At 51.0% G+C, this 1,134-nt stretch carries 1 protein-coding gene; it reads left to right on the top strand.

Annotated elements, in window-relative coordinates; genetic code table 11:
* Positions 1-1,125: elongation factor Tu (gene tuf / locus HGO41_RS25725; protein WP_037041322.1), on the top strand; the 1,125-nt coding region annotated here is incomplete at its 5' end.
* Positions 1,126-1,134: the final 9 nt, after the last annotated feature.

Below are 1,134 nucleotides of genomic sequence, written 5' to 3'. Positions count from 1 at the left end.
GTTGACCACGGTAAAACTACCCTGACTGCAGCAATCACTACCGTTCTGGCTAAAACCTACGGCGGTTCTGCACGCGCATTCGACCAGATCGATAACGCACCAGAAGAAAAAGCTCGTGGTATCACCATCAACACTTCTCACGTTGAATATGACACCCCGACTCGTCACTACGCGCACGTTGACTGCCCAGGGCACGCCGACTACGTGAAAAACATGATCACCGGTGCTGCACAGATGGACGGCGCTATCCTGGTTGTTGCTGCAACTGACGGCCCTATGCCTCAGACTCGTGAGCACATCCTGCTGGGTCGCCAGGTTGGCGTTCCATACATGATCGTGTTCATGAACAAATGCGACATGGTAGATGACGAAGAACTGCTGGAACTGGTAGAAATGGAAGTTCGTGAACTTCTGTCTGCTTACGAATTCCCAGGCGACGACATCCCGGTCATCAAAGGTTCAGCGCTGAAAGCACTGGAAGGCGATGCTACTTGGGAAGCGAAAATCATCGAACTGGCAGAAGCACTGGACAGCTACATTCCACTGCCAGAGCGTGCTATCGATAAGCCATTCCTGCTGCCAATCGAAGACGTATTCTCCATCTCCGGCCGTGGTACAGTTGTTACCGGTCGTGTAGAGCGTGGTATCGTTAAAGTGGGCGAAGAAGTTGAAATCGTCGGTATCAAGGACACTGTTAAGTCTACTTGTACTGGCGTTGAAATGTTCCGCAAACTGCTGGACGAAGGCCGTGCTGGTGAGAACGTTGGTGTTCTGCTGCGTGGTATCAAACGTGAAGATATCGAACGTGGTCAGGTTCTGGCTAAACCAGGTTCAATCAAACCACACACCAAGTTTGATTCCGAAGTGTACATCCTGAGCAAAGATGAAGGTGGTCGTCATACTCCATTCTTCAAAGGCTACCGTCCACAGTTCTACTTCCGTACAACTGACGTGACCGGTACTATCGAACTGCCAGAAGGCGTTGAGATGGTTATGCCTGGTGACAACGTGAACATGGTTGTTACCCTGATCCACCCAATCGCGATGGATGACGGTCTGCGTTTCGCAATCCGTGAAGGCGGCCGTACTGTAGGTGCTGGTGTTGTTGCTAAAGTTATCGCTTAATCGCTGATA

The organism is Rahnella sp. CG8 (assembly GCF_023701875.1).
GTDB classification, from domain to species: Bacteria; Pseudomonadota; Gammaproteobacteria; order Enterobacterales; family Enterobacteriaceae; genus Rahnella; species Rahnella aceris.
The sequence above is the reverse complement of the archived record's forward strand: the minus strand, read 5'-3'. Positions and strand labels throughout refer to the sequence as shown.